Origin of the sequence: Rhodoblastus sp., assembly GCF_041915505.1 — a bacterium.
Classification (GTDB): domain Bacteria; phylum Pseudomonadota; class Alphaproteobacteria; order Rhizobiales; family Beijerinckiaceae; genus Rhodoblastus.
In genome coordinates this window covers 1-7,538 of sequence record NZ_JAYSBG010000169.1, presented here as the reverse complement: position 1 = coordinate 7,538, position 7,538 = coordinate 1, and the positions used below count along the sequence as shown (strand labels likewise).

10 protein-coding genes are annotated in these 7,538 nt (G+C 63.0%); 4 read left to right on the top strand and 6 right to left on the bottom strand.

The genetic code is table 11. The annotated features are described in order from the left end of the window. From rpsG to ACE3S9_RS11615, 3 genes are all read right to left on the bottom strand, one after another. A partial coding sequence (gene rpsG / locus ACE3S9_RS11625) for a 30S ribosomal protein S7 (protein ID WP_374546626.1) occupies positions 1-460 on the bottom strand: 460 nt, incomplete at its 3' end. 26 nt (positions 461-486) lie between these two features. Then, the gene (gene rpsL / locus ACE3S9_RS11620; protein WP_088520448.1) at positions 487-858 is read right to left on the bottom strand and encodes a 30S ribosomal protein S12; all 372 of its coding nucleotides are present in this window, start codon (positions 856-858) and stop codon (positions 487-489) included. A 483-nt stretch (positions 859-1,341) separates the two neighbouring features. After that, a complete protein-coding gene (locus tag ACE3S9_RS11615; RefSeq protein WP_374546625.1) occupies positions 1,342-1,617 on the bottom strand; it encodes a hypothetical protein in 276 nt (91 codons plus the stop codon). A gap of 142 nt (positions 1,618-1,759) precedes the next feature. On the opposite strand from ACE3S9_RS11615, the gene ACE3S9_RS11610 reads away from it, so the two are divergent. The 3 genes from ACE3S9_RS11610 to tyrS all read left to right on the top strand — a co-directional run bounded on the left by ACE3S9_RS11610 (position 1,760) and on the right by tyrS (position 4,211). Further along, positions 1,760-2,179, top strand: a complete 420-nt coding sequence (locus ACE3S9_RS11610; RefSeq protein WP_374546624.1) for a secondary thiamine-phosphate synthase enzyme YjbQ — start codon at positions 1,760-1,762, stop codon at positions 2,177-2,179. Positions 2,180-2,269: 90 nt separating this feature from the next. Continuing rightward, positions 2,270-2,716: a DMT family transporter gene (locus tag ACE3S9_RS11605; RefSeq protein WP_374546623.1), complete on the top strand. Its 447-nt coding sequence runs from the start codon at positions 2,270-2,272 to the stop codon at positions 2,714-2,716. Positions 2,717-2,951: 235 nt separating this feature from the next. Further along, positions 2,952-4,211: a tyrosine--tRNA ligase gene (gene tyrS, locus ACE3S9_RS11600; RefSeq protein WP_374546622.1), complete on the top strand. Its 1,260-nt coding sequence runs from the start codon at positions 2,952-2,954 to the stop codon at positions 4,209-4,211. Positions 4,212-4,280: 69 nt separating this feature from the next. On the opposite strand, the gene ACE3S9_RS11595 is transcribed toward tyrS, so the two are convergent. Both ACE3S9_RS11595 and ACE3S9_RS11590 read right to left on the bottom strand, forming a co-directional pair. Further along, positions 4,281-5,027: a hypothetical protein gene (locus ACE3S9_RS11595; RefSeq protein ID WP_374546621.1), complete on the bottom strand. Its 747-nt coding sequence runs from the start codon at positions 5,025-5,027 to the stop codon at positions 4,281-4,283. Then, positions 5,024-5,878, bottom strand: coding sequence for a group III truncated hemoglobin (locus ACE3S9_RS11590; RefSeq protein WP_374546620.1), 855 nt, complete (start codon positions 5,876-5,878; stop codon positions 5,024-5,026). Before ACE3S9_RS11590 ends, ACE3S9_RS11595 begins: the two co-directional genes overlap by 4 nt. A 552-nt stretch (positions 5,879-6,430) precedes the next feature. On the opposite strand from ACE3S9_RS11590, the gene ACE3S9_RS11585 reads away from it, so the two are divergent. Beyond that, positions 6,431-6,820, top strand: coding sequence for a hypothetical protein (locus tag ACE3S9_RS11585; RefSeq protein ID WP_374546619.1), 390 nt, complete (start codon positions 6,431-6,433; stop codon positions 6,818-6,820). A 298-nt stretch (positions 6,821-7,118) separates the two neighbouring features. On the opposite strand, the gene ACE3S9_RS11580 is transcribed toward ACE3S9_RS11585, so the two are convergent. Continuing rightward, a complete protein-coding gene (locus ACE3S9_RS11580) occupies positions 7,119-7,349 on the bottom strand; it encodes a helix-turn-helix domain-containing protein (RefSeq protein ID WP_374546618.1) in 231 nt (76 codons plus the stop codon). Positions 7,350-7,538 lie beyond the last annotated feature (189 nt).

Here is a 7,538-nt window from a genome sequence, read left to right as displayed (position 1 = left end):
AATGCGAGAAGGCGCGGTTGGCTTCCGCCATGCGGTGCGTGTCTTCGCGCTTCTTCACGGCGGCGCCGCGGTTGTTCGACGCGTCGAGCAGTTCGGCCGAGAGACGGTCGACCATGGTCTTGTCGTTGCGGCCGCGAGCAGCCGTGATGATCCAGCGGATCGCGAGAGCCTGGCGGCGCTCGGTGCGGACTTCGACGGGCACCTGATAGGTCGCGCCGCCGACGCGGCGGGAGCGGACCTCGATCGCCGGGGCGACGTTTTCCAGCGCCTGCTTGAACACGCCGAGCGGCTCGACCTTGGCTTTGCCCTCGATGATGTCGAAAGCGCCATAAACGATCGCTTCGGCGGCCGACTTCTTGCCGTCGTACATGATCGAATTCATGAACTTGGCGACAACGATATCGCCAAATTTGGCGTCCGGGATGACTTCGCGCTTTTCCGCGCTGTGACGACGAGACATGGTTGCTCCTCGAGAAGCTGTAAGACTTACTTCGGACGCTTGGCGCCGTATTTCGAACGGCGCTGCTTGCGGTCCTTGACGCCCTGGGTGTCGAGCACGCCGCGCAGGATGTGATAACGCACGCCGGGAAGATCCTTCACACGGCCGCCGCGGATCATGACCACGGAGTGCTCCTGGAGGTTGTGCCCCTCGCCCGGGATATAGCCGATGACCTCGAAGCCGTTGGTCAAACGAACCTTCGCAACCTTACGAAGCGCCGAGTTCGGCTTCTTCGGGGTCGTCGTATAAACGCGCGTGCAGACGCCGCGCTTCTGCGGCGAAGCCTGCAGATGGCGAGCCTTTTCGCGATAGGTTTTCGGTTGCCGCGGCTTGCGGATCAACTGGGAAATTGTCGGCATCCTTCGCCCTTCCGAAGCGAACAGTGAAACGATTAAGCCCGAGGCGTCGCCGCCCCGGCTGCTCCGCGGCGAAGCACAGGCTCCACAGCGAAACAAACGAGCGCCTTCAGCCCCAAAGGGCTTCCGGCGCTTGCCAGACAGAGGATCAACGCATCAGCGCCAATCATGTCGATGAACGATTCCGCCGGGAAAACCCGTCCGAAACCGGATGACTCTTCAGTCGCAAAGCTGGTCGACAGCGTTTAGACTGCTTGGGTTTCCGGCGAGTCGCTGGAAAACATGCCCGTCTACGGCCTGTCTGAAGTGGCGCGGAACATAGTGGGGTGAATCGCCTCCGTCAACCGTTTTTTGGGGGCTTTCGAAGGTTAAATGCCGATTAAAACGCCGGCGAAATCCGCTTTCGCCGGCCCCACGCGTCCCGGATCATTGTGTCGCGCCAAGCTGAAGCAGCGGGCGCCTACGCAACGGCGGGCCCTGCCCCAATCATTGAAAATGTTCGCGACGCAGACGAGTCTTGCCGACCGGTTCGAATTCGGCGCGGCAGGCCGGGGAAATCTGGCTGATATTGGTTTTCAGGCAGGATTCGATTTCGGGAACATTGGGAATCGCGCCGGCGCAGAACTGAAAAGCGTCGCCCTGACAGGCCGATTGCTGTTCCGGCGTGCCCTGGGCGAAGGCGCCGGCGGCGGCGGCGACCGAAAAGAAGCCTCCCACAACAGCCAGGGACGCGGCGCGGGCAAAAAATCTGGAAATCGTCATTGATGCTCCCCCGTTTCAAGCGCCGGATCCTGCGACAAGCTCGAACGGCGCGCAAGCGGCATGTCGGCGGGGCGCCGCTTGCGCGATTCGCCCTTTCCCCGAAGACTGCGGGACGAGTTCGGAGGCGTGGAGGGAGCGCGCGATGAAATCCTATCGCAAAGAATTATGGTTCGAGACGCCGGGACGGCGGGCCTTTATGAATATCACGCCGCAGGTGGAGGCGGCGCTGCGCGATTCGGGCGTGCGCGAGGGGCTCGTTCTAGTCAACGCCATGCATATTACGGCGTCCGTCTTCATTAATGACGACGAGAGCGGGCTGCATCATGATTATGACGTCTGGCTTGAAAAGCTCGCGCCGCACGAGCCCGTTTCGGGCTATCGCCACAACCGCACCGGCGAGGACAACGCCGACGCCCACATGAAACGGCAGGTGATGGGCCGCGAGGTCGTGGTGGCGATCACCGGCGGAAAGCTCGACTTCGGACCGTGGGAGCAGATCTTCTACGGCGAATTCGACGGCGGGCGGCGGAAACGGGCGCTGATCAAGATCATCGGGGAATAGGGCGTCCGCTTTCGCCCATGCTCGCCATGGACACGCCGGGCGTTTGACGGCATGGTCCGACGCGCCTGCCCTCCCATATTGCGGAATCCGATGCCGGACAGCCTGCTTCCCCTGATTCTCGCTGGTCTGGCTGGCGCCTGCCTCGTGGTCCAGCAAGCCATCAACGCCAAGCTTCGTTTTGGGCTCGACTCCACAATCTGGGCGAGTTTCGCGAGCTTCCTCGTCGGCATAACCGCCATCGTGCTGACCGCCCTGATCCTGCGGACGCCTGTTCCCGCCGCCAGTCTCGTCGCGCGGCTGCCATGGTGGACGTGGACCGGCGGGCTGTTGGGCGCGACTTTCATCGGCCTGTCCATCATTCTCGTTCCTCAGCTCGGCGCGGCGACCTTCATCGGCCTGGTGATCGCCGGCCAGTTGCTGACCTCCGTGACCATGGACCATTTCGGCTGGCTCGGCCTCGCCCAGCGCCCCATCGACCTCACGCGGGCGCTCGGCGTCGCCCTTCTGATCGGCGGCGTCATCCTGATCCGCCGCTGAACACTGGGCCTTGCAGGCTCTCGCTTCGCTCCGCTCCGGCTTGCGCCGACCGCTTGCAGCTTTGCGATTCGCGCGCGCTCCGGCATACGCCGACCGCTTGCAGCTTTCCGAATTCGCGCGTGCTCCGGCTTGCGCCGACCGCTTGCAGCTTTCCGATTCGCGCGCGCTCCGGCATACGCCGACCGCTTGCGCGTCGCGCGGCAAAAAACTAAAGCTCGCGGCCAGCGAGGATGAAATGACCGACTACCAGCCGAAATCCGATTTCCTGCGCACGCTTTTTGCGCGCGGCTTCGTCCATCAGTGCTCCGATGCCGAGGGGCTGGACAAGAAGGCGCTCGCCGGCGAGCTGATCGCCTATATCGGCTTCGACTGCACGGCGCCCTCGCTCCATGTCGGCTCGCTGCTGCCGATCATGATGCTGCATTGGCTGCAAAAGACCGGCGGCAAGCCGATCACGCTGATGGGCGGCGGCACCACGCGCGTCGGCGATCCGTCCGGCAAGGACGAGAGCCGCAAAATGCTCACCGTCGAGACGATCGAGACCAACAAGGACTCGATCCGCAAGGTGTTCGAGAAATTCCTGACCTTCGGCCCGGCCAAGACCGACGCCGCCATGACCGATAATGAGGAATGGCTCTGCAAGCTGAATTACATCGACTTCCTGCGCGACGTCGGCCGGCATTTCTCGGTCAACCGCATGATGGCGATGGATTCGGTCAAGCTGCGGCTGGAGCGCGAGCACGAGCTGTCCTTCATCGAATTCAACTACATGTGCCTGCAGGCCTATGATTTCGTAGAGCTGAACAAGCGCCACAATTGTATTTTGCAGATGGGCGGCTCGGACCAATGGGGCAATATCATCACCGGGCTCGACCTCGGCCGCCGCATGGGGACCCCGCAGCTCTACGCCCTCACCTCCCCGCTGCTAACCACCGCTTCGGGCGCGAAAATGGGCAAGACCGCCGCCGGCGCCGTCTGGCTCAACGCCGATATGCTGTCGGTCTATGATTATTGGCAGTTCTGGCGCAACGCCGAGGACGCCGATGTCGAGCGGTTCCTGAAGCTGTTCACGACGCTTCCGCTCGACGAGGTGGCGAAGCTCGCCGCGCTGCAAGACGCCGAGATCAACGAGGCCAAGAAGATACTGGCCAATGAGGCCACGGCTTTGCTGCAAGGCCGCGAAGCCGCCGAAGCCGCCGCCGAGACCGCCCGGAAAACTTTTGAAGAAGGCGTGCTGGCCGAAAGCCTGCCGACCGTGACCGTGCCGGAAGCCGAAATCGCGGCCGGGCTCGGCGTGCTGACGGCTTTCGTCAAGGCGGGACTGACGCCCTCGACGGGCGAGGCGCGCCGCCAGATCAAGGGCGGTGGGCTCAGGCTGAACGACGCCGCCGTTACCGATGAACGATATGTGCTGGGTCGGGCCGATTTTGAAAAGGACGGTCTGGTCAAGCTCTCGGTCGGCAAGAAAAAGCACGTGCTGCTGAAAGTGGAATAACGGGACGGCGCGCCCGACCAGGAAGGATTGATTCCCCAGGATAAAATCCGCCTTGTCTGACGCTCTTCGTCAATTCGGACGCAGCGCGTCGAAGGTCGCGGCCATATCCCGCGCGGCGTCGCGGTTTTCGTGCAGATCGGCGAATACCGGTTCGCCGCGCAGCCAGCGCGCTTCGCAATCGTCCTGATTCATCGCGCGATCGAGCCCGGCGAGAAATTCACACGCGCCCCAATCGAGTCCGGCGTCGCGCAGCGAGGCTTGCAAAGCGCTCTGCACCAGAGCGCGCACGCCGCTATGGGCGGACGACAGAATCGCCTCGACGTCCTGCTCGCCGGCGGCGGCAGCCTTGCAGGCGTCGCTGTCGAACGAGACATGGCCGCGGCACGCCAAAGTCCGCACGGAATAGATCGCGCAGGCGCCGCCGATGATGAAGGGGCACATCAGGCAGGAGGCGAAACGCTCCTGCTGGTTCTTGCCATCGGTGGCGACATGGGCCTCGACGAGCTTTTCCCGCAGGTTGACGCCATGTCTCGCGAAGGCCGGCGCGGTCAGGCGCAGGAAGCGCGCGGCGAGGAAGATTTCCGGCGCGGTGGCGGAGACATGCAGGCAGCAACATGTGTCGCAGCCGCGTACGCAGGCCGGATCGGGCTGGCCCTCGCTCTGAATGTCCGAATTCCGGTCGAAGCTCTCGAAAGCCTGCGCCGTCAGCGCGTCCACCAGGCGCGGATCGTCCCGGCCGACCGCGAGAATCCGGTCAAAACTCGCGCGCATGGCCAGGAAAAAGGCCTGTGCGCCATTATCCGCTTCCTCCGTCACGCGGCGGGCTCCTTTTGCGGGGCGTCCTTTTGCGGCATCTTAGGCGGAAACAGGCCTGCTTGGAAACAGACGCTCATATGCTCGACCCGCGCTATGGCCGCCTGCGCCGCCGCCGGCTTCAGATTCGCCTCGGCGTTCTTGCGAAACAAAGCCACCCAGCGGTCGAAGAATTCCGGCTTCAGATTCATCGACAGATGCGGCGTGAACGGGCTGCCGGTATAGCGCGACGTGCCGAGCAGCGAGCGCGACCAGAAATTCTGCACGATTTCGAAATGATGGTCCCAATCGGAAACATGACTCTTGAAGACCGGCCCGATCAAGGGATCGTCCATCGCCTCGGAATAAAAGGCGCGAACCATCGCCTTGAGTTCGCCTTCCGTCGCCTCGATCGGCTCGGCGCCGTGGCCGGCCACGCCCGACGGCAGATTCTTGGCGCGATCCGGGACCAGCGCGGCGATTTCCGGGGCCGCGTGGCCGGTGCGGAAATCTTCGTTGAGCGGCGGATCGTATTTGCCGACCAGATCGCGCAGGACATGCTTGCGCATGCGGGCGTTGTCGCGCGCGCTCCAGAAACAGCCGTCGGCGAGGCCGGAGGCCAGCACGGGCTCCTGCTCGCGCAGCCGCGCTACTTCCGCCGCCAGGTCTTCGGCTTCCGTGAAGATCACCGGATAGAGGAATTCGCCGATGCGGCGCGTCAGCGCCAGCAGGCCAGGCGCGGCGGGCGGCGCACCGGCGGCGAAGGCGAATCCGGCGAAAGCGACTTCTGGATCCTCGGCGCGCGGCAGAATCGGACCGGCGCGACGCGCCGGCGGCAAGGGCGAATGGTCGTGACGATGCGGATGGGCCTGCATGGGATGTCCTCGTCGATTCTCCGGTCGATTTTCCGCGCGAACCGTTCTTTCACGCGCTGCAGATATCGGGCCACGGTTTTGGACCGCATTTTGGGCGCGGGAGCCGGAAATGGCGGCCGACGCGCGACAATATGTGATTGAATTACGACACGCCTGTCGGGAGGTCGCGCGGACCGCGACAGCGCTCTGTTACGAACCGTCCGAGGCCCGAAACAAGCGTCAAGGCGCCGCTTTTTTGCATGGCTGCCCCTTGCACAGCGCTGATCTGGCTCCCATATCGCTCGTCAGCTGATGCTTCACCCCGAGAGCTGAAGCCCGGAAACGCTCGCCCCGGAGGTACGGGCGGGCGTTTTTCATGGGACGCGCGCGACGCCTGCGCGCCGGCCGGCATTCGCCTTTCGTCCAATCCCCAGGTTGCGCCTGAGCTTCGAATCTCCCATATAGCTTTCGAGGAACGCTAAAAGCGCGCGCAAAAAGACTGCCCCCAATCCAAAAACGAATCGCGTTGCACCGGAGGGAGTGACACCGACCGTCCGTGCAAGGAGATTCAATATGTTCAAGATGTCTGCGGTTTCTTTGGCGAAATCCGTGGTGGGGGTAGCCGCCGTTTCGCTCGCTCTGTCCGGCGCAGCCGGCGCCGCCGAGCTTCGCGCTTTCGCCGGCCAGACCATCGCGCTCAAGGATGTGCGCGGCACCGTCTATTACGCCCCCAACGGCAAGGCTTTCGATGTGGTGGTGACGCTGGACAGCGACGGCCATCCGCTGCGCTTCGTGTCGTCGCTGCAGCCTGGCCAGGCCACCACGGTCTCGACCCCCGGCGCGGTCGGCGAATCGACCACGACGGTCGAGATCAAGCGCGAAGGCGACCGCCTTTTCGTTGTGGACCGCACGCGTCAGCAGCGCGCTGAAGCCAATGTCCCCGGCGCCCGTCGCGACGACTGATTCCATCCATCCGCGCAAGCGCATTGGCGGCCGGCCCGAACCTCGGGCCGGCTCCATTTTTTGGAGTTCGGAACGTCTTGCCACGACGACTCGCGGCGTCGGCGCATGTCCAATATCGCAAGGGAAGAAAGATGGAGGCCTCGCCCACCTCCATGATATCTCATTACTGCATTGATATTATTACGATATTATATTCTCTATCTGGAGATATCCCAACATTTAACCCAACATTCCATCATCGCTGGAGGCCAAAGGAAGCCTAAGCGCATCCCTCGACCCCCTACGAAGGTATAAGGCCTCAAGCCGCTCTTAGCTCAGGCTCAATGAGCGCCATCAAGGCGTCAGCCGGAATGAGCCTCCGCCTGCCGATCTTCACGAACCGCAGCGTCCCCTTCTGCATCATCTCGTACAGCGTGGATCGCCCGAGGCCGATAGCTTCGACTGCATCCTTGATCCCGTAGGCCACCGGAAGGCGACGCATCGTCCCTTCGCCTTGCCCCGCAGTGCCTTTAGTGCTTTTCGTTTCCATTGTGCCCCTTTCGCTTGGACATGAGTCAGTGTTGACCTGAAGCGCGCGGCAACAGGCTTGGTTGATCGATTGTGTTTGCTGGTTTTGTTCGCCTGGGCAGAGGGGACCCCTATGGCTCCTCGATTCTCAAAGCGACCCCCCACTCCCGGCTTCAAAAATTCCGCTAAACCCTCGCCTCTGTGGTGCAGC